This window comes from Pseudomonas wadenswilerensis, assembly GCF_024749185.1.
Taxonomy (GTDB): domain Bacteria; phylum Pseudomonadota; class Gammaproteobacteria; order Pseudomonadales; family Pseudomonadaceae; genus Aquipseudomonas; species Aquipseudomonas wadenswilerensis.
Window position 1 is genome coordinate 5,483,369 of sequence record NZ_CP087191.1, and the last position, 23,953, is coordinate 5,507,321.

Annotated in this window: 16 protein-coding genes; 8 read left to right on the forward strand and 8 right to left on the reverse strand. The window is 61.7% G+C overall.

The window, feature by feature from the left end:
• Nucleotides 1-12 precede the first annotated feature (12 nt).
• From LOY45_RS25235 to LOY45_RS25255, 5 genes are all read left to right on the forward strand, one after another.
• Nucleotides 13-1,956, forward strand: a complete 1,944-nt coding sequence (locus LOY45_RS25235) for a type VI secretion system Vgr family protein (protein ID WP_115084874.1) — start codon at nucleotides 13-15, stop codon at nucleotides 1,954-1,956.
• A 15-nt stretch (nucleotides 1,957-1,971) separates the two neighbouring features.
• Complete coding sequence (locus LOY45_RS25240; protein ID WP_115084873.1) at nucleotides 1,972-2,406, forward strand: DcrB-related protein; 435 nt, start codon at nucleotides 1,972-1,974, stop codon at nucleotides 2,404-2,406.
• A 12-nt stretch (nucleotides 2,407-2,418) separates the two neighbouring features.
• Nucleotides 2,419-6,789 carry an RHS repeat-associated core domain-containing protein gene (locus LOY45_RS25245; RefSeq protein WP_258578533.1) on the forward strand — a complete coding sequence of 1,457 codons (4,371 nt, stop codon included), beginning with the start codon at nucleotides 2,419-2,421 and terminating at the stop codon, nucleotides 6,787-6,789.
• Between the two features lie 2 nt (nucleotides 6,790-6,791).
• The gene (locus tag LOY45_RS25250) at nucleotides 6,792-7,454 is read left to right on the forward strand and encodes a hypothetical protein (protein ID WP_258578534.1); all 663 of its coding nucleotides are present in this window, start codon (nucleotides 6,792-6,794) and stop codon (nucleotides 7,452-7,454) included.
• A gap of 90 nt (nucleotides 7,455-7,544) precedes the next feature.
• Nucleotides 7,545-8,699, forward strand: a complete 1,155-nt coding sequence (locus tag LOY45_RS25255) for a lysozyme inhibitor LprI family protein (RefSeq protein WP_258578535.1) — start codon at nucleotides 7,545-7,547, stop codon at nucleotides 8,697-8,699.
• A gap of 111 nt (nucleotides 8,700-8,810) precedes the next feature.
• On the opposite strand, the gene LOY45_RS25260 is transcribed toward LOY45_RS25255, so the two are convergent.
• Nucleotides 8,811-9,635: a hypothetical protein gene (locus LOY45_RS25260; RefSeq protein WP_115084870.1), complete on the reverse strand. Its 825-nt coding sequence runs from the start codon at nucleotides 9,633-9,635 to the stop codon at nucleotides 8,811-8,813.
• A 19-nt stretch (nucleotides 9,636-9,654) separates the two neighbouring features.
• Nucleotides 9,655-10,845: an MFS transporter gene (locus LOY45_RS25265; protein ID WP_258578536.1), complete on the reverse strand. Its 1,191-nt coding sequence runs from the start codon at nucleotides 10,843-10,845 to the stop codon at nucleotides 9,655-9,657.
• A gap of 97 nt (nucleotides 10,846-10,942) precedes the next feature.
• Here LOY45_RS25265 and LOY45_RS25270 point away from each other — a divergent pair, with 97 nt between their 5' ends.
• The gene (locus tag LOY45_RS25270) at nucleotides 10,943-11,845 is read left to right on the forward strand and encodes a LysR family transcriptional regulator (RefSeq protein ID WP_258578537.1); all 903 of its coding nucleotides are present in this window, start codon (nucleotides 10,943-10,945) and stop codon (nucleotides 11,843-11,845) included.
• Between the two features lie 114 nt (nucleotides 11,846-11,959).
• Nucleotides 11,960-13,624: an FMN-binding glutamate synthase family protein gene (locus LOY45_RS25275; protein WP_258578538.1), complete on the forward strand. Its 1,665-nt coding sequence runs from the start codon at nucleotides 11,960-11,962 to the stop codon at nucleotides 13,622-13,624.
• A 30-nt stretch (nucleotides 13,625-13,654) separates the two neighbouring features.
• Here the strand turns inward: LOY45_RS25275 and LOY45_RS25280 are convergent, their stop codons facing one another.
• Together LOY45_RS25280 and LOY45_RS25285 are read right to left on the reverse strand one after the other, a co-directional pair.
• Complete coding sequence (locus LOY45_RS25280; RefSeq protein ID WP_010221262.1) at nucleotides 13,655-14,956, reverse strand: OprD family porin; 1,302 nt, start codon at nucleotides 14,954-14,956, stop codon at nucleotides 13,655-13,657.
• A 228-nt stretch (nucleotides 14,957-15,184) separates the two neighbouring features.
• Nucleotides 15,185-15,874: a DsbA family protein gene (locus LOY45_RS25285; protein ID WP_258578540.1), complete on the reverse strand. Its 690-nt coding sequence runs from the start codon at nucleotides 15,872-15,874 to the stop codon at nucleotides 15,185-15,187.
• Between the two features lie 252 nt (nucleotides 15,875-16,126).
• Between LOY45_RS25285 and LOY45_RS25290 the strand changes: the two genes are divergently transcribed.
• Nucleotides 16,127-18,229, forward strand: coding sequence for a TonB-dependent receptor (locus tag LOY45_RS25290; RefSeq protein WP_115084865.1), 2,103 nt, complete (start codon nucleotides 16,127-16,129; stop codon nucleotides 18,227-18,229).
• A 70-nt stretch (nucleotides 18,230-18,299) separates the two neighbouring features.
• On the opposite strand, the gene LOY45_RS25295 is transcribed toward LOY45_RS25290, so the two are convergent.
• The 4 genes from LOY45_RS25295 to LOY45_RS25310 form a co-directional block, all read right to left on the reverse strand.
• Nucleotides 18,300-18,500, reverse strand: coding sequence for a hypothetical protein (locus LOY45_RS25295; RefSeq protein ID WP_115084864.1), 201 nt, complete (start codon nucleotides 18,498-18,500; stop codon nucleotides 18,300-18,302).
• 183 nt (nucleotides 18,501-18,683) lie between these two features.
• On the reverse strand, nucleotides 18,684-19,790 hold the full coding sequence (gene aguA, locus LOY45_RS25300) for an agmatine deiminase (protein WP_115084863.1): 1,107 nt from the start codon (nucleotides 19,788-19,790) through the stop codon (nucleotides 18,684-18,686).
• A gap of 20 nt (nucleotides 19,791-19,810) precedes the next feature.
• Entirely contained in the window at nucleotides 19,811-20,689 is an 879-nt protein-coding gene (aguB, locus tag LOY45_RS25305) for an N-carbamoylputrescine amidase (RefSeq protein ID WP_115084862.1), read from the reverse strand.
• 170 nt (nucleotides 20,690-20,859) lie between these two features.
• Nucleotides 20,860-23,769 carry an aminotransferase gene (locus tag LOY45_RS25310; RefSeq protein ID WP_258578541.1) on the reverse strand — a complete coding sequence of 970 codons (2,910 nt, stop codon included), beginning with the start codon at nucleotides 23,767-23,769 and terminating at the stop codon, nucleotides 20,860-20,862.
• Nucleotides 23,770-23,953: the final 184 nt, after the last annotated feature.

Below are 23,953 nucleotides of genomic sequence, written 5' to 3' on the forward strand. Positions count from 1 at the left end.
ACGAGATAAACGATGCTATTCAAGCAATTCACCCGACTGGCGCAGATCAACAGCCCGCTGGGCCCGGATGCCCTGATCCTGGCGGAAATGGGTGGCGGCGAAGAGCTGGGGCGGCTGTTCGACTACGAGTTGCAGCTGACCTCGGACAACTCGTCCATCGACCTCAACCAGTTGCTGGGCAAGCCCATGAGCTTGAGCCTGCAACTGGACCTGGGCCGCTCGCGGTATTTTCACGGCATCGTGTCGCGCTGCAGCCAGAGCATCGACCGCGGCCAGTTCGCCAGTTACCGGGTGACCCTGCGGCCGTGGCTGTGGCTGCTGAGCAAGACCTCCGATTGCCGCATCTTCCAGAACCAGACCATCCCGCAGATTATCAAGCAGGTGTTTCGCGACCTGGGTTTTTCCGACTTCGAAGACAGTCTCAGCCGCCCCTACCGTGAGTGGGAATACTGCGTGCAGTACCGTGAGACCAGCTTCGACTTTGTCAGCCGGTTGATGGAACAGGAAGGTATCTACTACTACTTCCGCCACGAAAAGGACCGTCACGTGCTGGTGCTGGCCGATGCCTATGGCGCCCATCAGGTAGTGCCGGGCTACGAATCGGTGCCGTACTTTCCACCTGATGGCCAGCATCGCGAGCGCGACCACCTCAACGACTGGCATCTGGCCCAGGAGGTGCAATCCGGCTCGCTGGAGCTCAACGACTATGACTTCCAGCGCCCCAGCGCACGCATCGACGTGCGCTCGGAAATGCCGCGTCCGCACACCGCTGGCGATTACCCGCTATACGACTACCCCGGCACCTACGTGCAGAGCGAGGACGGCGAGCATTACGCCCGTACCCGCATCGAGGCCTTGCAAAGCCTGCACGAGCGCATCGAGCTGCGCGGCAACGCCCGGGGCCTGGCAGCGGGCAACCTGTTCAGCATGAGCGGGTTCAGCCGCCAGGACCAGAACCGCGAATACCTGATCGTCGGCGCCCGCTACTACGTCGTCCAGGAGCGCCTGGAAACTGGTGCCGGTGGCGGCAACGCACAGTTCGAAAGCAACCTCAGCTGCATCGATGCGCAGCAGAGCTTCCGCCCCCTGGCCAGCACCCTGCGCCCGCAGGTCAAGGGACCGCAGACCGCCATCGTGGTCGGTCCGGCCGGTGAAGAGATCTGGACCGACCAGTATGGCCGGGTCAAGGTGCACTTCTACTGGGACCGCCATGACCAGTCCAACGAGAACAGCTCGTGCTGGATCCGCGTGTCCCAGGCCTGGGCCGGCAAGAACTGGGGCTCGATGCAGATCCCGCGGATCGGCCAGGAAGTGATCGTCAGCTTTCTTGAAGGTGATCCGGACCGGCCGATCATCACTGGCCGGGTGTACAACGCCGAGCAGACCGTGCCCTACGACCTGCCGGCCAATGCCACTCAGAGCGGGATGAAAAGCCGTTCGAGCAAAGGTGGCACGCCAGCGAACTTCAACGAAATCCGCATGGAGGACAAGAAGGGCGCCGAGCAGCTGTACATCCATGCCGAGCGCAACCAGGACATCGAAGTCGAGAACGACGAGAGCCATTGGGTGGGCCACAACCGCAACAAGGTGGTGGACTTCAGCGAAGTGGCGACCATCGGCGAAGACCGTATTCGCGCGGTCAAGCGCGACGACATCCTGCTGGTGGGCTCGACCAAGACCGACAGCATCAGCCGCAGCTACCTGATCGAGGTCGGCGAGAACCTGCGCCTGGTGTGTGGCAAGAGTGTGCTCGAGCTCAACGCCAGCGGCCAGATCAACCTCACCGGCGTGCAGTTCAACCTCAACGCCGAAGGCAATGCCCAGTTCAACACCGGCGGCACCCTGGACCTGAACATCGGCGGCGCCCCCGGCGCCACTCCGGACGGGCAAGGCGTCAAAGGCACCATCGATGGCGCCGTGGAAGCGATCTTCCCCAAGCCCAAAGCCAGCCAATAAAGAGATTCCTGCGTCATGACTTATCGTCTCAACGAATTCCAGTTTGCCCTGCCCGATGTCGAGGTGCAGGACACCACCATCAATATCCTGCGCTTTGCCAAGCTCGGCACATCTTTGATCGTCAGCCGCAGCCTGCTGGCCGACGGCGAAACCCTGCAAAGCAACTTCGACGGTCAGCTTGAACGTCTGCAACAACAGGTCAAGGACCTGCGTTTTCAACCTGGCCAGGCCGTGCGCCTGGGCGCCGAGCAGTCGGTGGACGGCATCGAGCTGCGCAGCCAGTTCAGCAAGGGCAACGAAAAGGTCTATCAGTACCAGCTCGCCCTGGTGCTACCGGGCACTCGCAAGATGTTCGCCCTGAGCTACGTCAAGGCCCAACCGCTGGGCGATGCCGAGGCGGCGCACTGGGCGGCGATCAAGCAATCATTGAACTTCGACGCCCTGACCTGATGAGCACCCTGCATGTCTGACGCTCTTTGGGCCGCTCGTCAGGGCGACGCGCTGATGCACACCTCGATGATGGCCGACATCGTCAGCGGCGTGCTGGAAGTCGCCGCCAACGTCGCCATCGGCATGCTGGCCACCGCGGCGGTGACCGCGGCGCTGGGCCTTACCGTGGCTACCGGCGGCCTGGGCTGCTTCGTGCTGGGTGCAGTGGTGGGCATTGTGGTCGGCGTGGCCATGAGCAAGACCGGGGCCGACAAGGGCTTAAGCAGTTTATGCGAGGGCATCGGCAACTTTTTGTTCCCGCCCTCGGTGCAGGCCAACATCCTCACCGGCTCGAAGAATACCCACACCAATGGCAAACCGGCCGCACGCGCTGCAGGCGTCATCGTTGCCGCCGCTGCGCCCGCCGGCAGCGACGCGGCTCAGCCGCCGGCCGAGGAGGAGGAAGAAAGCTTCCTCGACATGGCCAAGGGCTTTTTTTCGCAGATGTGGCGGCCTACGGTCGCCAGCCCGGCGCCGAACACCGAGCCTGCCGACGACGACAAGATCCTCTGCAGCAAGCACCCGCCGATGCCGCCGCAGTACCTGGCCGAAGGCTCGAGCAAGGTCACCATCAACGGCCACCCGGCCTGTCGCAGCGGCGATCGCAGCACCTGCGAGGCGGTGATCGTCGACGCCGGGCTGATCTCCGATAACGTGCGCATCGGCGGCGGCTCGATCGTGGTCCGTGAGATTCGCAGCGGCAAGACCCCGGGCATCGGCCTGGCGATTACCGCCTTGATGATGCTGCGCGGGCGCGGCGGCAAGTTCTACAGCAAGTTCGGCTGCATGGCGATTGGCGGCATCAGCAGCGCCGTCACCAGCCAGGTGACCGGCGCGATCACCAGCGCCATCGCCGGCTCCCCCAACCCGGTCCACAGCCCCACAGGCGCCAAGCTGTTGAGCGGCGAAGCCGAACTCGATTTCAGCCTGCCCGGACTGATCCCGCTGGACTGGCAGCGCTACTACAACAGCCGGGATGAACGCCGCGACGGCCTGTTTGGCGCTGGCTGGAGCGTCGACTACGAAGTCTTCGTCGCCATCGAAGCGCACCCTGAAGGCGGCGAGCGCCTGCTGTTCACCGACGAACAGGCACGGGTCGTCGACATGGGCCATATCCCTCGTGGTGATGCCGTGTTCAGCGCCGGCGAAGGCCTCAGCGTGCGGCACGCGCACAATGGCGAGTTGCTGATCGAAAGCGTCGACGGCCTCTATCGCCTGTTCCAGCCAACCCCGGGTAACCCGCAACGCCTGCGCCTGGCGCAACTGGGTGACCGCAACGACAACCGCATCTACCTGGACTACGACACCAGCGGACGATTACTACGCTTGCGTGACACTTTCGATGAGGTCCAGGTGCAGCTGGTTTACAGCGCCCAGTGGCCGGCACGGGTCAGCCATATCGAGCGATGGTACCGCGACGAGTCGAGCGAACTGCTGGTCAGCTATGCCTACGACGGCAACGGCGACCTGGCGGAAGTGCGCGACGCCAGCGGCCAGGTGCAACGACGCTTCGCCTATGACCAGGGCCGGCGCATGGTCGAGCACCAGTTGCCCAGCGGCCTGCGCTGCTTCTACGAATGGACTCGTGCTGCAGACGACTGGCGCGTGACCCGACACTGGACCGACGACGGCGACGAATACCGCTTCGACTACGACCTCGAAGCCGGCATCACCCGGGTCACCGACGGCCTGCAGCGGGTCAGCAGCCGCCACTGGAACCCGCAGTACCAGATCACCCAGTACACCGACGCCCTCGGCCACACCTGGCATTTCGAGTGGAACGACGAACGCCAGCTGCTGGCCGCCACCGACCCGCAGGGCGGGCAATGGCAGTATCTGTACGATGAATCCGGCAACCTCTGCGAAAGCATCGACCCACTGGGCCGCAGCGAGGCGACCCAGTGGCTGGAACACTGGTCGCTGCCCCGGGTACAGACCGACAAGGCCGGCAAGCGCTGGAGCTATCGCTACGACCAGCGCGGCAACTGCAGCAGCGAAACCGACCCGCTGGGCCACACCACCCGCTACCGCCATGACGAACGCGGCCAGGTGGTGGAGATCATCGATGCGGCGGGCAAGCACAAGCACCTGCGCTGGAACGAATTGGGCCTGCTGATTGAGCAGGTCGATTGCTCAGGGTATCCGACCCGCTTCAGCTATGACCGGCGCGGGCATCTGCAGGCTGTCACCGATGCCCTCGGCGAACGTACCGAGTACCAGTACGATGCCCAGGGCCGATTGCTCGGCTCGCAATTGCCCGATGGGCGCAGTGAGCACTATCAGCTTGATCGCAACGGCCAGCTCAACAGCTATACCGACCCCGCCGGGCACTCCACCCACTACCGCTACAACCGTCGCGGCCAGGTGCATCAGCGTATCGACCCGCATGGTCGACTGGTACAGTTCAGTTACGATGCCTATGGTCGCCTGCAAGCGCTGAGCAACGAAAATGGCGAGAGCTACAGGTTCAGCTGGGACCTGCTTGATCGCCTGACTGAACAGCAGGATCTGGACGGCAGCGCCAGCCGCTACCACTACGACCCGCTGGATAACCTCGGTTGCCTGGAGTACCTCCCCGCTCCCCATGGCGGCAGTGCACCGATCATCCATCAGTTACGCCGGGATGCCGTCGGACGCTTGATCAGCAAGCAGACCGACGACGGCGAAACCCTGTACAGCTACGATCCTCTCGATCAACTGACGGCAATCAGTTTTACCGACAAGGCAGGCAACAGCGAACAACTGGCCTTCGCTTACGACGCCCTTGGCCAACTGCTGGAGGAACACAGTGCCAGCGGAGTGCTGCAGCATCACTACGACGAACTCGGCAACCTGATCCAGACCCAGCTGCCCGATGGCCGCTGGCTCAACCGCCTGTACTACGGCAGCGGTCATCTGCACCAGCTCAACCTCGATGGCAAGGTGATCAGCGATTTCGAGCGCGACCGCCTGCACCGCGAAGTGCTGCGCACCCAGGGACGTATCAACACCCGCAGCGAGTACGACCGCAGCGGTCGTTTGCGTTCACGGCTGCGCCGCCCCAACCTCCAGCCGCCGCAACTGCCGGCCACCGTGCAGCAACGCTTCGACTTCGATCCGGCTGACAACCTAATCAGCCGTTTCAACCAGCAGCCCGGCAGCCAGCACCAGCAACTGCTGCATTACGATGCCAGCGGGCGGATCATGGCCAGCCAGGACGCCGGCCAGGGCCAGAGCGAAGCCTTCGCCTACGACGCCGCCGCCAACCTGCTCGACGGATCGCTGACGGGCATGGGCCTGGTGCGCCACAACCGCGTGCTCACCTACCAGGACAAACGCTACCGCTACGACGGCTTCGGCCGCCTGATTGAAAAACGCAGCAGCCGGCGCGGCATCCAGCACTTCAGCTACGATGCCGAACACCGCCTGGTGCAAGTGCGCAGCCAGCACGGCGGTCGCGAGCGGGTACTGAACATGCGCTACGACCCGCTGGGGCGGCGTGTCGAGAAGAGCGAGTACGATGACCGGGGCAACCTGCTCGACCAGACCTGCTTCGCCTGGGACGGACTGCGCCTGCTACAGGAACACCGCCACAGCCAGACCAGCCTGTACCTGTATGTCGAGGACAGCTACGAAGCGCTGGCCCGGGTTGACGGCACTGGTGCGCAGCAGCAAGTTCGCTACTACCACAACGATCTCAACGGCATGCCTGGGCAACTGAGCGAGGACAGCGGCGAAACTGTCTGGCAGGCGCGTTATCAGGTCTGGGGCAATACCCTGCAGGAAGTGCGTGAGGCGCATTTCATCGAGGAGCAGAACCTCAGGTTCCAGGGCCAGTACCTGGACCGCGAAACCGGCCTGCATTACAACCTGTTCCGTTTCTATGACCCGGATATCGGCCGCTTCACCCAGCCGGACCCGATCGGTCTGGCCGGTGGAATCAACCTCTACCAGTACGCGCCAAACCCACTAGGCTGGATCGACCCGTGGGGCTTGCTCAAGGAGGGTGAAACCGCAGGCTACGGTGCCAAGGCACACCGCGGCGACAAGCTCGAAGCCCACGAACTGATGCGCAACAAGTTCCTCGAAGACAAGGGCATTGCCACCGGCAAACGGGTCAAAGGCAACCCTTCGATGGCGCTCTCGCCGAAGAACCACGACGCCGTTCACCTTGAAGAAAACCGCCTGCGGCGACAATTGGGGCTCAAGCCCAACCAGATGCTCAAAAGAGGCAAGCTGGAAATCCGCCTTATGTCCCAAGCCATTCACAACTCGTTGGTCAGCAAAGGCAAAATCACCCAGACTCAACTGCGCATCGCCCGGCGATATGCCGAATCCTTCGCCAAACGTAAGGGGTGTTACTAAACATGGACTCGCAAAAAATCCTCCTTGGCAGCAACGATCAAGGCCTCGGCCAGGTCGGTGGCGGCGCCCGTCTGCCACGCCTGGACCTGTGGCCATTGACGCCCGACACCCAGGAACCGATGACTCCGCTGTGCACGATCACCGAGCGGTTCCTGCCGATCAACTTCATACCGGCCGGCATGGCCTTGACCGTGTTCATCACCGCCCGCCAGCACGGCGGCGCCTTCAACCGCGCCGTACAGCGGCACTACACGGTCAACCAGCAGGATGACCTGGACAAGACCGACAATGGTTATGCCCGCGTCATTCTGCATACCCTCGCCGAGCAGGAGCTGCTGCCAGCCGTTCCGCCCTTGCTGCTGGAGCGCAGCTTCATTCAGTTCGAACCGCTCAGCGCGCAGGAAGAAGACGAAGAGCTGGCCGACGAGGACAGTGGCCTGGAAGTCAGCAAGCCGCTGGGACGCCCTTCGTGGCTGCAGGACCCGATCTACGAACCACAGCGCTATCAGTTCCTCATGCAACTGCTGGACAGCGACATTGCCAAGGCCAGCCCTGCCCATGAAGGCCTGCTGGCGGACGGCATCGGCTACCTGTATGTGAACCGCCAGGCGCGGCGCGGCAAGGAAGGTGACGAGGGAGGATTTTTCTTCATTCAGTTCACGTGAAACCCGAGGCTGGCCATTGCTGCGGCAGATTCCGCAATGGCCCTTGCTGACGTATCATCCGCACCTTGCTCAAATTCACATGGATGTCCGATGAAAGCCGCCGCGCGCCTGCTTCCTGCCACCCTGTTCGCTGCCTGCCTGCACAGCCCCGCAACCGTTGCCGCGGGCTTTGACTGCAGCAAGGCCAGTACCCTGCTGGAAACCGCCATCTGCACCACGCCGTCGCTGTCGGCCAAGGACGACACGCTCAACGAGCGCTACAAGCCGCTCAAGGACCGCAAGATTTTCCGTGAGCTGGAGAACTTCTGGCTGCGCGAGGTGCGCAATCGCTGCGAGACTGCCGCCTGCCTGGAAGTCGCCTACGACCAGCAGATCAAGCTGCTGACGCCAGTACCGGCACTATCCCAGGTTGATCCCAAGAGCCTGCAGCCCCTGCCCCGCGACCAGCGTTATACCCAGGTCGAGGATGAGCCGTGGCAGCGCTTTCCCCTGGCCACCGTCGCCGACATGAGCGAAGACAGTTTTGCCTACCTGGTGGACGTCGCCACCCTCGATGGCGTGCTGAACGTAGTGCTGTTCGTTTCCGAAAAGCAGGATGACGAAGGCAGCAACCCCGGCAATATCTATGACAGCCGCCCGATTGGCACCCTCTACGAATACTCCGATGCTCGCCCTGGCCTGCACCCGTTCGCGCGCAATGTGCGCTTTGATGGCTGGAACAGTATCACCGCCAACGATCAGGGCCGGCGCTATGCCGGGATCATTGACGGGGTGTTCTACTACCGGCAGAAGCTGAGCGGCGAAGCGCAGCAAAGCATGGCCTACAAACTGGGCTCCAAGGCTACGCCGCAACCTTCAACGCAACTGTACGCGGCCGAGTCCAACAGCAAGCGTTTTGCCAAGGCGCAGATCAGTGGCGACCTGAACCACGACAACTCCGGCCTGCTGATCTATTACCCGCACCTTACCGGCGACAGCAACCCCTACGACCGGGTGATGGACAAGGATGCCGGCGGCTGGAGCCTGGTCAACCCGACCTGGAGCCCGACCCGGCCAGTGCTGTACTTCGACAACAACGGTGGGTTCGCCTGTATCTGGCGGGTCGACCTGGTGAGCAAGCGCCTGGAGAAAATCGTCCCCGAACACGAAGCGGTGGCCGCCCGCCCGGTGGACGTCATTGGCCGCGAGGCGATCGTCTACCTGGAAGCCGACCAGCTGATGTTTGCCATCGCCCCGGATCAGTAAGCCGTCAGCTCGCCGCAGCCAGTATACGGGCGCGCCTGCGCCCGATCAGGCGACCACTGCCGAACACGGCCAATGATGGTGCCATGTCCACGGAAATGAACCGCCCGGAGGTTAATGCAGCAGCTCTGCACACTCCTTCATCACCCCGGCTTTCATTCGCAGGTAGCGCTCGAATATCTCCCGCGCCGCCGCCTGATCGACATTGATCTGCATGGCTTCGACAAACTGCTCGACCGCCGCTACCGCATGGGCGAAGTGATTGCTCTCGGTACCACCGGTGTGCACGGTGACCCAGGCCACCGTCGCTCGAGCCCGTTCTGCCGGTATGCCCATATCGCGGACGAACCACTCCTTGAACATCGGGTGGATGAACTCGACCTCGCCATGGGTATAGACCTCATGCACCAAAGTGGTCAGCAGACCTTGCAGCAAGTCACGCTCACGCAGGCGCTGGCGGTCGGTCCAGTCCTTGAAGGACTGGGCAGAAGGCAGGCAGTTGGCCTTGAGCATCCATTGGTCATCACCACAGATCGGCGTCGCCATGTTGTAGAACAGATCGGCATGCAAAGTGTTGCCCAGGGCGCCAAGGTCTTCGTCGGTAATCCGTTGCAGGCTGCCGCAGGCGCGATAGAGTTGGTCGGCAGCCATAGAGCCTGCATCGGAACGGGCCAGCAGGGTCAGGCGGTTGGCCAGCCCGGAGACACTGGCCGCGGAGTTGTTGGTTTTCGACCAACTGGCGAAGAACTTGCGCAGCACCGCAGGTGAATGCCTACGCTCGGTGAGCAGTGAAAAAGCCTTCTCGATTTCCATCAGCTCGTCCTCAACCGCCCAGAACGCTTCGAACAACGCGTGCTTGAGGGTGCTGGCCGGCATGTCATTGAGCACCGGCTCGACGATTGAAAGCAGTTTGCTGTGCAGGGCTATCACGGTGTTCATTTGAGTATTCACGTCCTTGTTATGGATGGGTCAGCGGTTTTTTGAACGTATTTGTGTCAGCGGCATCGGTGCGCTGCCAGCCAAACCAGGCAATCAGCATCACCAGCAGTTGTGCAGCCATGATCAGAGGCACACAGCCTGACCAGCCCCAGCGCTCCCAGAGCAACGCCGGTAACAAGGCGCCGACGCTGCCGCCCAGGTAGTAGAACGTCAGGTAGCAGCCTACGGCGCCGGCCTTGTTGTGCTTCGCGGTGGTGGTGACAAAAGCATTGGCGGCCGCCTGGGCGAGGAATACCCCTGTGGAACTCAACGCCAGTCCCAGCACGATCCACCAGAGGCTGCTGAGCAACGTCAGCAAGGACCCGCACAGCCCTAGCACGCCGGCTACCAGCACCAGGTGTGCAGGCGGTCGGGCGCCGGCCAGCTTGCCGGCAATCGGCGTGACCACCAGGGCCAGGAGAAACACCGCATAAACCGAGCCCAGCGCTGCTGAGCTGAGATTGAATGGCGCGGCCAGCAGATGCAGCCCGACATAGGTGAAGGTGGCAATTTGCGAAAACAACACACAAAAACCAACCAAATAGGCAGCCAGCAACCGCCTATTGCGCAGCATGCTGATACGTTTGTTGGCGATGGTGATCTCGATCAGGCGCGCGCCGCTGGGCAGCAGCCGGTGGATGCTCAGGCCGATCAGCAAGTTCAACGTCGCCAGCAGGATGAAAGCTTCGCGCCAGCCCAGGTATTCAGTCATGACCCCGGTCAGAAAGCGCCCGGCAAAACCGCCGAGAATGGTTCCGGCGACGTACAGGCTGGTGACTTCGGTGACTTTGGCACCCTGCCAGCGCTCGCCGATGTAAGCCACGCTGGTGGCGAAGATCACCGGGATCAGCATGCCTTGGACAAAGCGCCAGAACAGCAGGCTGTTCAAGTCACTGGCCGATGCCAGCATCAAGCCCGGCAGGCTGAGCAACAGCGTTGCGGCGACCAATACGGTCTTCTGGCTCCAGCGCCGGGTCAGCACGCCGACAAAGGGTGCGACCAGGGCCACGGCCAGGGTGGTCGAGGTGATGCTCCAGCTGACGTGCAGGGCGCCCACAGCGAAACTCTGCGCCAGCTCGGCGAGAATGCCCTGGGTAGCGTAAAGCGGCAGAAACGCGGCACATCCGCAGAGGAACATGGCGAAGCGGGCGGCGGACAGGCGCGATTGCATGGGAAAACTCGTTACAGTGACGAGCAGTGTTTATAAGGTGCGGTCATTGGCGCTGGCCAATACCGATTTCGGACCGATTGATACCTCAAGGTGCAACATGCTCGATGTGCGAAAGCTGCGCTATTTCATTGCCGTCGCCGACGACCTGCATTTCGGCCGCGCCGCGCAGCGTCTGCACCTGGCCCAGCCGGCACTGACCCGGCAGATCTCGGCGCTGGAAAGCCAGCTGGGGTTTCGTCTGTTCGAGCGCAGCAGCCGTAGTGTCAGCCTCACCGGCGAAGGCCAGCAGTTTCTGCCCTACGCCCGCGGAGTGCTGGAGCAACTGACTCTTAGCGAGAGCTTTGCCGCCAAGCTGGCTGCCGGGACTGCCGGGCACCTGAGCATCGGTTATGCCAGCTCGGTAGCCTTGAGCGACCGTTTCACCCAGGCTATCCAGCAGTTTTCCCGCGCCTATCCGCAGGTTCGCCTGACCCTGGTCGAAGAAGCCTCCAGTGCGCAATGGCGGAACATCGTCGAAGGCACCCTGGAAATCGGTCTTAGTCGTCTGTTGCCACCGCAGGAGTTCAGTGAGCTGCAGGTCCAGCCGCTGGATCAGGAGCCACTGTTTGTGGCGCTGGCCGAGGGCGACCCGCTAGCGACCCTCGAAACCATCAGCCTGGTCGAGCTGCAAGCGCATCCTGTGGTGCTGTACAGCGACGAGCAGGGCACCGGCCTCAACGATGCCATTGAGCGCTTGTTCCACCATTGCGAGCTGCCCTTGCTGCGCGGGCCGAGGGGACGCCAGATCACGTCGATCATTGCACTGGTGGCCGCCGGTCAAGGCATCGCTCTGGTCCCCGCCTGCGCCCGTGCCTTGAACCAGCGCGGCGTGTGCTACCGCCCCTTGAGCGAAGCTGCGGCCACCATCGGTTTACTCGCTGTCAGCCATCGCCATCGACGCTCACGGGCAGCCGACGCTTTTCTGCAAATACTCGCCCAGGCAACCGAATCCGGCGCATGAGCGTGGCCGCCTGACAAGCACGGCGGGGATAAAAGTGTTTTACCGAAACCACTGGTTTTCTACCGGGGCGCTTTGCCTATCCTAGGAAGGATCTCTCATATCAGCGGAAGATCCATGAAAGCTTCGCTACCCTGCCGCTACGCCTGCCTGTTCGGCTGCCTTGTTTTCACCCTTGCCAGCCTGCCGTTTCTTTCTGCCCATTCCTGGTTATGGCCTTTGACCCTGATCAGCGCGCTGCTCAGCCTGGTCGGCCTCAATGACCTGCGCCAAAGCCACCACGCAGTACGGCGCAACTACCCGATCCTCGGCAACATCCGTTACCTGATCGAAACCATCCGCCCGGAGATTCGTCAGTACCTGCTCGAGGGCGATGACGACAAGCTGCCGTTTTCCCGGGCCCAACGCTCGCTGGTGTACGCGCGGGCCAAGAATGAAAGCGCCGAGAAGGCCTTTGGCACCCTCAACGATGTCTACCGGCCAGGCTTCGAGTTCATCAGCCACTCCATGCTGCCGGTAGAAACACCCGACCCAGCCTCGTTTCGCATCAGCATCGGCGGCCCGCAGTGCCGCCAACCTTACTCGGCATCGATCTTCAATATCTCGGCGATGAGCTTCGGTGCGCTCAGTGCAAATGCCATTGCTGCGCTGAACAAGGGCGCGAAACTTGGCCACTTCGCCCATGACACCGGTGAAGGCAGCATCAGCCCTTACCACCGTGAGCATAGTGGCGACCTGATCTGGGAAATCGGCAGCGGCTATTTTGGCTGCCGCACGCCAGAGGGCCGCTTCGATCCTGAACGTTTCGCCGAACAGGCCCGCGACCCGCAGGTGAAGATGATCGAGATCAAGCTCAGCCAAGGCGCCAAACCCGGTCATGGCGGAATATTGCCAGGGCACAAGGTCAGCGCCGAAATCGCCGCAACCCGTGCTGTGCTGATGGGCGAAGACTGTATTTCACCGGCGGCGCACAGTGCCTTTCGCAGCCCGGTGCAACTGTTGCAGTTCATTGGCCAGTTGCGCGAGCTGTCCGGTGGCAAGCCCGTGGGTTTCAAGTTCTGCCTTGGCCACCCATGGGAGTTCATGGGCATCGCCAAGGCCATGTTGGCCACCGGTATCATCCCGGACTTCATCGTGGTTGATGGCAAGGAAGGCGGTACCGGCGCCGCGCCACGGGAGTTCAGCGACAACATCGGCGTGCCGATGCGCGAAGGCCTGATGTTCGTGCACAACACCCTGGTGGGCCTGAACTTGCGCGACAAGATTCGTATCGGCGCGGGCGGCAAGATTGTCAGTGCTTTCGACATCGCCAGCGTATTGGCCATCGGCGCCGACTGGGTCAACTCGGCCCGTGGCTTCATGTTCGCCATCGGCTGCATCCAGTCGCAGAGCTGCCACACCAACAAATGCCCGACCGGTGTGGCCACTCAGGATCCGCTGCGCCAACGGGCCCTGGTTGTGCCCGATAAAGCTGACAGAGTTTTCAGCTTCCATCGCAACACCCTGCATGCTCTGGCCGAAATGCTTGCCGCTGCTGGCCTTGAGCACCCCAATGAGCTCAAACCAAAGCACCTGGTGCGACGCATCAGCGCCAGCGAGATCCGCCTGTTTTCGCAGCTGCACGTGTTCCTCAAGCCCGGTGAATTGCTCAGCGGCTCGATCGACAGTGAGTTCTATGCACGGATGTGGCGCATGGCCCGTAGCGACAGCTTCGAGCCGCAGAGCAGCGAGGTGCTGGCGATCAAGCCTGCTGTACGCCGAAAAGAAACAACCCCGGCCTAGGCCGGGGTTGCTGGAGTCGCCAAACAGCTATCAGAGAATGCTGATCGGGTACTCGACGAATACGCGGACTTCGTTACCGTCGTCGTTGTAGCCGTTCTGACGAACGCTGTCAGAAGTACGCAGGAACGAGCTACGCAGTTTGACGGACAGGTCCTTGGCAGGGCCTTCCTGAACCACGTACTTGAACTGGTTGAAGATTTCGCGCTCTTTACCTTCGCCGAAGCCGTGGGTGTTGATGTTGTCACCACGCACGTAGGCCACTTTGTAGGTCAGGCCCGGTACGCCGAAGGCGCCGAAGTCCAGGCCGTAGCCCAGCTGCCAGGAACGCTCGTCTTCAGCGTTGAAGTCGGACCAGTAGGAGTTGGCCAGGTAGATGGTCGAACCACCGTCACCCACGCCACCGGCGTTCTGGTAGAAGCCGTACTGATAGCCGGTGTCGCCAGTGCTGCGCTGGTGCGCAATGGTGATCGAGTGCGGGCCGAAGGCGTAGGTGGCCGCCAGGCTCCAGATGGTGTTGGAGTCACCGGTCAGGTCGGCGGCAGCGACGTACTTCTTATCGATGTCCGACTTGTAGCCGTTGAAGTCCAGGGTCAGCGACTGGTCGTCGGCGATAGGGTGAACGTAGTTCACGCCCAGGTAGTGCTTCTTCAGTACATCCTCAACATCGGAGGTGTACAGGGAGGCCGACAGGTTTTCGGTGAACTTGTAGCTGCCGCCGAATACGTTGATCGACTTCAGGCCACCGCTGTCACGGCCTTCAGCACTCTTGCGGGCTTCCTGGGTGAAACGACCGGCGTTCAGTTCCAGGCCCTTGATCTCCTTGGAGGTGATCAGGGTACCGGTGTAGCTTTCTGGCAGCAGGCGACCGTCGTCGTACTGCAGCACTGGCAGTTCCGGCATCTGGTCACCGTACTTCAGTACAGTGTTGGAGATGCGGAATTTAACTGCTGCGCCACCACGGGCCAGATTGTGCGGGGAGTTCTGCTGGTTGGTTGGCGAGTCGCCGTCCGCCGGCTTGAAGAAGTCGATACCGCCACCGCCGTTGCGGCCTTTACCACCGTCCAGACGCACAGCGTACAGACCGAAAGCGTCGACACCGACACCAACGGTGCCCTGGGTGTAGCCGGAGGAGAACTTGCCGATGAAGGCCTGGCCCCACTCGCTTTGGTCTTTGGTGTGGTGCTTCTTGTCACGGTTGATGAAGGCGTTGCGCAGCAGAACGCTGGCTTTGCTGTCTTCTACGAAGCCCTTGGCTTCGGCCTGGTCATTGGCCATAGCCTGAGTCGCTGCCATAAGCCCCAGCGCGATCAGACTGATCCTGGTTTTCAACATTTTATTTTCCTTATTACTTAGTCAAAGACGCTCTGCGACCAAACGCCAAAAACCACGCCCCCTGCGTGGGTTGACGCTCACGGGTCTGAAAATAGAAAGCCCGCCTGCGAGTGTTCGCAGCGGGCCTTTTTTTCTGGACTCTTGGCCGATGGGCCTACAGGCGTTGACCGAATCCTATCCGTGTGCGGATCAGCATGTCAAAAATTCGTGAAAAGTAACTGTTTCCGGTTACGAACCGCAGCCATCAGGGGTGCAAAACGGCAGGTTAGAGACCTTTGCCTCAGCGCTCAGGTAGAACTCCCGGTCCAGCCATTGCACAAAGGCGTCAGGCTTACCGAGGAAGGGGCCGATGTCGATGACCTGCAGCCGCCCTTCGCGCTCCAGCACCAGGGTTGGATATCCCTGCCCACCGACGCTGGCCATGAATGCGCGGCTGGTGCGCATATGGCTTTGTGTGTCCATTTCCTGCAATGCGCTGGCAAAAGCTTGGGCAGGTAGCCCCATCTCTGTGGCGATTGCCTTGAGCACCGCATCATCGGCAATACGTCGACCTTCTACGTAGTGCGCACGCTGCAAGCGCGCCAGCAATTCAAGGCCACGGCCCGCCAGTTGCTCTGCGGCAAGGATCGCCGCGATTGGCGGCTGCGAATCGAACACTGCATCGTGGTCACGCAACAACCCTTCGAAATAGTCCCGGCCAAAAGGCTGCCCCGTGTATTCAGCGATGCGCCGGTCATGGGGCATGACAAAGTCGCGCAGTTGCGCCGACACCTTCTGGCGATTGGCGCCCGCCATCATCCCGCCCCCGTGTATCACCACCGGCAACAAACCGCTGGCAGCGCTGATCAGCGGCTCGGCGCCATAGCACCAGCCGCACAGGGGGTCGAAAACATAGTGAAGGGTGGTTTGCACCGGCATAGCGGTCTCCGCGACAGCAAAAAATGATGCCGTCAGGTTAATGCCCGCGAAGATTGCGAAAAACGTCGTCGTGACGACAGGTTTGTTGCAAAAAACAGCACAAATAACCCTGCCAGACTAAAGGCTTATAGACAGAAATATCTTGAAACAAACAGCTCGTCGACAAACAAAGAAACAATTAACGTTAGTAAATGGCAAGCATTATCATTCGCGCAAAATTTTCCTCTGCCAATGAATGTCCGGATATCCGCCATGCTTGCCCCCTGCCGCCTTTCTCCGCTGACCCTGGGCCTGTCGCTGTTGTTCAGCTCTGGCCTGGTCGCTGCTGCCACCACCACACTGCCCGAGGTCTCGGTCACCGCCGAGACAGATCGCGAACGCGATGATCCGCGGGTACCTGAGGTCAACACTGCAACCCGCACCACTACGCCTGCCCGCTATGTGCCCCAGGCCATCGACTCGGTGAAGACCAGCAACGTCCTGGACTACGGCAGCAATGACCTGGGCAAGGCACTCAGTGGCATCCCCAACGTCAGCAGCGGCGCCGACACGCGCTTTGACAGCGTGCGTATCCGCGGCTTTGATGCCAGCAACGACTTCTACCTCGACGGGATCCGTGACGACAGCCAGTACGTGCGCGACCTGCACAGCATCGAGCGGGTTGAAGTGCTCAAGGGGCCAGCCGCGGTGCTCTATGGCCGCGGCAGCCAGGGCGGGATCGTCAACCGGGTGAGCAAGATGCCGGAAGCCGGCCGGCGTTCCAGCATCGAGGCCCAGGGTGGCAGCGAAGACCTGCGCAGCCTGTATGCCGATCTCAGCGCCGATCCAACCGACAACATCAGCCTGCGCCTGAACATGGGCAATCAGGACAACAACAGCTTCCGCGACGGCATCGATGGCAGCCGCCAGCTGTTCGCGCCGTCCATGAGCTGGCAGCTGACCCCGGAGTTGAACTGGCTGGTGCAGTACGAATACAGCCGTTACAACCGCACCCCGGATCGCGGTATCCCTAGCGTCAATGGCCGCCCGGCCGATGTCGGCCGCGACACCACCTACGGTGATACCCAGCGCGACTTCATCGACGACAAGGCCCAGTCCCTGCGCTCGCGCCTGAACTACCAGCTCAGTGACAACTGGCAGGTACGCCATACCCTGGGCCTGTTCAAGCTCAACAGCGATTTCGACAACACCTACCAGACCAGCTACAACACCACCACCCAACAGGTCACCCGCCAGCGCTGGCAGCAGGACCTGAACACCCGCAACCTGTTCAACAACCTTGAACTGGAAGGCAACTTCGACACTTTCGGCCTGCAGCACACCCTGCTCACCGGCCTTGAGTTCGGCAACCAGCGCCGCGACCCGCTCCTCTACACCGCAGCGACCTCGGGCACAGGCTCTCGCCCGGTACCGAGCCTGGACCTGAACAATCCCAACCGTAACCTGCAACACAACGGCACCATGGTGGTCTCCAGCAATAACCACACCGTGGTCGACAGCCGCGGCCTGTACCTCCAGGACCAACTGCGCCTGAATGATCAGTGGCAAGTGCTGGCCGGGGTCCGTTTCGACCAGTTCGAAGTGGAAACCACCAACAAGATCCGCGGCATCTCCGAAAAGCAGGACAGCAACAGCACCAGCCCGCGCCTGGGCGTGGTCTATTCGCCCTGGAAGGAGCACTCCTTCTATGCGTCCTGGAGCAAGACGTTCTCGCCAGTCGGCGGTGGCTTGATCGGCATCACCCCGGGTGCTGCCGGCAACACTAACGAAACCAGTCCGGAACAGACCCGGCAGAAGGAAATCGGGGTCAAGAGCGACTGGCTAGATGAGCGCCTGAGTACCACCCTGGCGGTCTACGAACTTGAACTCTACAACCGCCGCACCAGCGACCCGAACAACCCGGGCATCACCCTGCTCTCGGGCCTGCAGCGTTCCCGCGGCGTCGAGCTGACCACCACCGGCAACATTGTGGGCAACTGGTACGTACGCGGCGGCATTGGTATCCAGGATGCAACCATCGTCAAGGACAACAACGGCCAGGAAGGCAACCGCGTGAGCAACGTCGCCAAGCGCAACGGCAGCCTGTTCGTGACCTGGAAGCCGGAAATGGGCTGGTACGGCGAAACCGGCCTGACCCTGGTCGGCGAGCGTTATGCCGACAACCAGAACACGGCGGTATTACCAGGTTATGGCCGCTGGGATGCCTTGGCCGGCTTCCGCACCAAGGACTGGGACTTGCGTGCGGCGCTCAACAACATCACCGACAAGACCTACTACAGCTCGGCCACCAGCGCCGCGCAGATCCAGTTCGGTGATCCCCGCAGCCTGATCGTTACCGGCACCTATAGTTTCTAAACGCCAAGCGACTAAAAAGGGCGGCATTGTTCAGACAATGTCGCCCTTTTCATTCCTGCTGCCGAACCTCCTAGCGGCTGCCATCACCCAGCAGCGCTTCCAGCTCTGCTTCGCTAAGCAGGCCTGCCGGATAACGCGCCAGCAACGTGCGTCGCTGGTCGGCCTTCCTGACCCGGTTTGCTCCATTGTGTTTCAACCACTGCGCCACGCGTTGGAGGGACTCGTGATTCACCGCTGATGGGGGCGAAGCCGGCTCACTTGCTGCATTCATTTCGACACGTACTCCCAGGGCCGTGAGCGGCTAACCTACTCAAACTTTGTGACAGAACTAAGCAGCCCTATCTGTTTGAAATACAATGCAAAACAAATACAAGAGGTGTGCCAGAAGGCTATGCCGATCGTCGTCCACGCAAAAAAAAGCCCGTCAATCGACGGGCTCTTTTCCTCCAGCGCTTCAGCCTTTGGCTGGTGCCGGTTGCTGCTGGGTCAGACAATGAATGTTGCCGCCCCCCAGAAGCATCTCACGCCCGGGGATCATGACCACTTCGTGTTCAGGGAACACTCGCGCCAGAATCGCTCTAGCTTCAGCATCTGCCGGGTCGTCGAAGCTTGGCGCGATGATGCCGCCATTGACGATCAGGAAGTTGACGTAGGAGCCGGCCAGGCGCACCGACGGGTTGCGCTCCTGGCTGCCGGCCACCGGATCGACCCCGGCGCACTCTTCTTCAGTGGCGAACAACGGCCCCGGAATCGGCATCTTGTGCACGGTAAAGGCGCGGCCTTTGGCGTCACGGCTGTTCTCCAGCACCTCAAGTGCGGCATGGCAGCGTGCGTAATTGGGGTCTTGCGGATCATCGGTCCAGGCCAGTAACACTTCACCCGGGCGAACGTAACAGCAGAAGTTGTCGACGTGGCCGTCGGTCTCGTCGTTGTACAGGCCATCCGGCAGCCAGATGATGCTGTCAACTGCCAGGTGATCGCCCAGAATGGCTTCGATCTGCTCACGGTTCAGGTGCGGGTTGCGGTTGTGGTTGAGCAGGCATTCCTCGGTGGTGATCAGGGTGCCTTCACCATCGACATGGATCGAGCCGCCTTCCAGCACGAAGCCTTCGGTGTGGTAGCGCTGGCAGCGTTCCATCTCCAGCACCTTGCTGGCCACTTGCTCGTCGCGGTTCCATGGCGAGTACAGACCACCCTCGAAGCCGCCCCAGGCATTGAAGCCCCAGTCGACGCCACGCACTTCACCGCTGTCGTTGATGACGAAGGTCGGGCCGGTATCACGAACCCAGGCGTCGTCGTTGCTGATTTCCACCACACGAATGTTCGGCAGGTCCAGACGGGCGCGGGCGTTATCGTATTGAGCGGCGGAGACGGCAACGGTCACCGGCTCGAAACGGGCGATAGCCTTGGCCAGGGTCACGTGGGCAGCCTGCACCGGCTTGCCACCCAGGCGCCAGTTGTCCGGGCGCTCGGGCCAGACCATCCAGACCTGGGTTTGTGGCGCCCATTCGGCAGGCATGTGGAAGCCGTCGGCGCGCGGGGTACTGGTAAGCGTTTTCATAGATGATCCTTGCTGAACTATCAGGATTGCAGCGCGCCGTCGAGGGTCTTCACCGGGCCGTACAGATTCGGACGACGGTCTCGGAAAGTGCCCCAGGCACTGCGGGTGTGCTCAAGTTTGTCGAGGTCGAAAGTATGCACCAGCACACCCTCCTCGGTCTCGTTCAGCGCCTGGACCTTCTCGCCGAACTGGTTGGCAATGAAAGAGGAGCCGTAGAAGGTGATGTCGTAGCCGTCCTGCTCTTCGCGACCGATGCGGTTGCTGGCGATCAGCGGCATCAGGTTGGCGCCGGCATGACCTTGCTGCACACGCTGCCAGTGGTCGCGCGAGGAAATGGTTTTATCGTGCGGCTCGCTGCCGATGGCCGTCGGGTAGAACAGCACCTCGGCACCGAGCAGGGCCATGCTGCGCGCGCACTCGGGGAACCACTGGTCCCAGCAGATGCCTACGCCGATTTTCGCGTAACGGGTTTGCCAGACCTTGAAGCCGGTGTCGCCCGGGTTGAAGTAGTACTTTTCGTGATAGCCGGGACCGTCCGGGATGTGGGTTTTACGGTACACGCCCAGGTTGCTGCCGTCGGCATCGATGATCGCGATGCTGTTGAATCGCGCGCGCCCGGCCAGTTCGTAGAAGCTGATCGGCAGCACCACCTGCAGCTCTTTGGCGAGCTGCTGGAAATGGGCGATGGCGGCGTTGGATTCAACCGGGGTGGCCAGCTGCAGGTAATCCGGATTGGGCTTCTGGCAGAAGTACGGAGTTTCGAACAGCTCCTGGATCAGGATGATCTGCGCGCCCTTGGCGGCCGCTTCGCGGACCAGCCGCTCGGCAGTTTCCAGGTTGCCCTGGCGGTCCCAGGTGCAGGCCATCTGGGTGGCGGCAACAGTGACAGTGCGGCTCATTTATTCCTCCTCGGCAGGTGGCTGGGCCGACAAGGCCAGGCCATCACGGTGATGATGGAGGCATTTATATCCGACAAATATCGGCTTTAAAAGTAACATTGCGAAAATATTAGCCAGTAAAAAGCCGGTTAATCCGATAACAATCGAATTAACCGGCTTTTGCTCAAGCGTTACAGGTCTTCTGACAGTACCCGGTCGATGCTGTCGACGAAGAAGTCCACGCTTGCCCGGGTGGTGCACATCGGCGGCTTGATCTTGAGGATGTTGAGGTAATCGCCCGTGGGCTGCATGAAGATACCCAGGTCGCGCAGGCGGTTGCACAGGACCGTGGTCTCGGCACTGGCCGGCTCCAGGGTCTGGCGATCCCGCACCAGTTCCAGCCCCAGGTAGAAGCCGGAACCGTGTACGGCACCTGCCAGCGGATGTTTATCGACTAACTGCTGCAGCCGCGACTTGAAGTAGCCGCCGACTTCACGGGCGTTGTCCCACAGCCCTTCTTCTTCCATGACATCGAGCACGGCCATGCCGATGCGGCAGCTGACCGGGCTGCCACCGGCAGAGGAAAAGAAATAGCCCTCGGCTTCCAGCGCCTCGGCAATCTCCCGGCGGGTGATGACCGCGCCCAATGGCTGGCCGTTACCCATGCCCTTGGCCATGGTAATGATGTCCGGCACTACGCCCTGCTCTTCGAACCCCCAGAACCAGGTGCCAAGACGGCCGTAACCAACCTGCACTTCATCGGCGATGCACACGCCGCCCGCTGCACGGACCTTGGCATAGGCTTGCTGCAGGTAACCCGGCGGCAGCGAGATGCCGCCGGCATTGCCGTAAACTGGCTCACAGATGAAGCCGGCCAGTTGCCGTTGCTCGGCGGCCAGTGCGTCGAGCCTGGCATCGACGTCACGCAGGTAATCGGCGGTGCTCTCGGCGCCACGATAGGCGCCGCGATAGGTGTTCGGTGCAATCACCGGGTGTACCCAGTCCGGCCTTGTGCTCAAGGCCTGGGGGTTGTCGGCGATGGAGGTGGAAATCGCATCGGTAGCTACCGACCAGCCGTGATAGGCCTCGAGCACACTCAGCAGGTCGCGCCCACCGCTGTAGGCCCAGGCCAGACGGATCGCCAGGTCGTTGGCCTCGGTGCCGCTGTTGACCAGAAACACCCGGTCCATGCCGCTCGGAGCCAGGGCCAGCAAGCGCTCGGAGAATTCGGCGATGGCTGCATAGTGGAAGCGCGAGTTGGTATTGAGCAATGACCATTGCCGCGCCGACTCGGCAACCATGCGCGGATGCCCGTGACCGAGTACCGCAACGTTGTTGAGCATGTCCAGGTAAGCCCGCCCCTGCATGTCGAACAGGTAGTTACGCCAGCCGCGCTCGATATGCGGCGGTTGCTGGTAGTAGTGCTTCTGCGAGCGGGCGAAACTGGCATCGCGCCGAGCCAGCAAGGCCTGGGCATCGACCAGCGGTTCGGCGTCGCAGGCAATGCCGAGGATGGCCTGCGGCGAGGGGCAGAGTGCCTGCCAGGCCTGTGCCCGTGACGGCTCGACAAAGGCTGGCGGGTAGAGCCCGGCAATCCGGCATAGTTGAGCACTGAAAAGTCCGGCACTGGCACCCAATGCCTGCCCTGGAGTGACCTTCTGACCATCCTCTGGCGCGGCGCCCAACCCGTGCAGCCACAGGCTGCATTCCTTGCCCTCAAGGCAGCCGCTGTCTTCGCCATGCTGATGCCAGGTACCGGCCCAGGGCGCCTGCAACGTCGTGCCGAGCGGTAGCAGCAATTCAACCTGCAAGGCAAAGGTCGCAGGCTCTGCAGGGTTGTCGATGTGCGTCTGCGACAGGCGGTATTGCCCATACAAGGAGCAGGCCGCGCCCGACGCTGTCGCCTGCTCGGCCAGCAACTGCTGGTCAATGCCGGGCTGCTCCCAGTTCCCTGCCTGGTAGTGCTCGCTGAGGACGCCCAGGTCCGCCGTTACAACCTGATGTGCGAGCGTTGGCGGCAACAACGGCACGCAACCTTCCAGCACCAACGCGGGCATCTCATGCCCGGCCACCTGCAGGACCGCCGCCTCCATCAGTTCGAAAGGCACGCTGGTGGCGACGTCGAAGATCTCCCACTCATGGGCCAGATTGTCGCGGCTATAGCTGTTACCCGGGTCGACGCTCAACTGCTGTTCACTGCTCAGTACCAGCACCGCGGCGCGGGCCACCACCAATGGCCACAAGGCTTTGAGTTCGGCTTCGGTCAGCGGGTTGAGCGCATGGTAGGCCTCGATTGCCGGCAGTATCCGCAACGGGTCGCCTTCGGCGTGATGCAGCAATGCCGCGCAGGTCACCGACAGGTCGGCGACGCGCCAGGTGTACATCAGGTCGCCGAAATCGATGACGCCTTGCAACTGCCACTGGCGCTGCTCATCGCGCGCCCAGACGGCGTTATCATCGGTGATGTCCAGATGTACCGCCTGCATCGGCAACTTGTCGACCAACGGTTGCAGACATTCCCTGGCCTGCTCTGCGGCGGCACTTACCCGCGCTTGCTGCGGGCTTTTGGCCAACACCGGCAACAGGTGAGCGATCAATGCCTGGGCGTGCCGTGGGTCCCATTGCAAGGTTCGTTCGAGCCCCGGGTGGGTGAAGTCGGCCAGGGCCAGGTCGACTCGTGCACAAAGACGGCCCAGCTCAGCCACCAGGCGCGGCTCCATGTGCTTGATACGGGTCAGCGACTGACCTTCTATATAGTCGAGCAAGCGCACGCGCAAGCCCTGACCGTTCACGTTCACCGCCAGCAACTGCTCGCCGGTACGTGCTGCCAACACCGCAGGTACCGGCACTCCCTGGTCATGCAAATAGCCCAGGGCAGCATGCTGGGCCTGGAGCTCCGCAATGGCATAGTCGCCATGGCAGACCTTCAGCACATAGCGCCCGCTGGGGGCGTCCAGGCGAAAATTCAGGTCTTGCTGGCTACCCAGCGCTTGCAGTGAGCCGCTTAGCCCATAGTGATCCTGCAACAGGGTCGCTGCTTGCTGCGGGCTGACGTCAGGGCATGGCTGACTGGAACGGTGGATCAGGGTGGTAAGCGGCATGGGCAGGGAACCTCATTTTTTTTGTTGCTTATATCGCCACTGTGCCTGCCGATAAGCAAGCACAGCCAGATAAAAGAAGTAAATTCTGCTGACTTCAGCCGATACCCTTTAAGCACTCGCAATTTCCTTGCTCAGCAGGGAAACTGCCCACACGCTAGGCTTCATCAGTCCCTCCTGCTACGCG

Coding starts and splice junctions, on each gene's coding strand:
- LOY45_RS25235 (WP_115084874.1), top strand. CDS start 13: ATGCTATTCAAGCAATTCACCCGACTGGCGCAGATCAACAGCCCGCTG.
- LOY45_RS25240 (WP_115084873.1), top strand. CDS start 1,972: ATGACTTATCGTCTCAACGAATTCCAGTTTGCCCTGCCCGATGTCGAG.
- LOY45_RS25245 (WP_258578533.1), top strand. CDS start 2,419: ATGTCTGACGCTCTTTGGGCCGCTCGTCAGGGCGACGCGCTGATGCAC.
- LOY45_RS25250 (WP_258578534.1), top strand. CDS start 6,792: ATGGACTCGCAAAAAATCCTCCTTGGCAGCAACGATCAAGGCCTCGGC.
- LOY45_RS25255 (WP_258578535.1), top strand. CDS start 7,545: ATGAAAGCCGCCGCGCGCCTGCTTCCTGCCACCCTGTTCGCTGCCTGC.
- LOY45_RS25260 (WP_115084870.1), bottom strand. CDS start 9,635: ATGAACACCGTGATAGCCCTGCACAGCAAACTGCTTTCAATCGTCGAG.
- LOY45_RS25265 (WP_258578536.1), bottom strand. CDS start 10,845: ATGCAATCGCGCCTGTCCGCCGCCCGCTTCGCCATGTTCCTCTGCGGA.
- LOY45_RS25270 (WP_258578537.1), top strand. CDS start 10,943: ATGCTCGATGTGCGAAAGCTGCGCTATTTCATTGCCGTCGCCGACGAC.
- LOY45_RS25275 (WP_258578538.1), top strand. CDS start 11,960: ATGAAAGCTTCGCTACCCTGCCGCTACGCCTGCCTGTTCGGCTGCCTT.
- LOY45_RS25280 (WP_010221262.1), bottom strand. CDS start 14,956: ATGTTGAAAACCAGGATCAGTCTGATCGCGCTGGGGCTTATGGCAGCG.
- LOY45_RS25285 (WP_258578540.1), bottom strand. CDS start 15,874: ATGCCGGTGCAAACCACCCTTCACTATGTTTTCGACCCCCTGTGCGGC.
- LOY45_RS25290 (WP_115084865.1), top strand. CDS start 16,127: ATGCTTGCCCCCTGCCGCCTTTCTCCGCTGACCCTGGGCCTGTCGCTG.
- LOY45_RS25295 (WP_115084864.1), bottom strand. CDS start 18,500: ATGAATGCAGCAAGTGAGCCGGCTTCGCCCCCATCAGCGGTGAATCAC.
- aguA (WP_115084863.1), bottom strand. CDS start 19,790: ATGAAAACGCTTACCAGTACCCCGCGCGCCGACGGCTTCCACATGCCT.
- aguB (WP_115084862.1), bottom strand. CDS start 20,689: ATGAGCCGCACTGTCACTGTTGCCGCCACCCAGATGGCCTGCACCTGG.
- LOY45_RS25310 (WP_258578541.1), bottom strand. CDS start 23,769: ATGCCGCTTACCACCCTGATCCACCGTTCCAGTCAGCCATGCCCTGAC.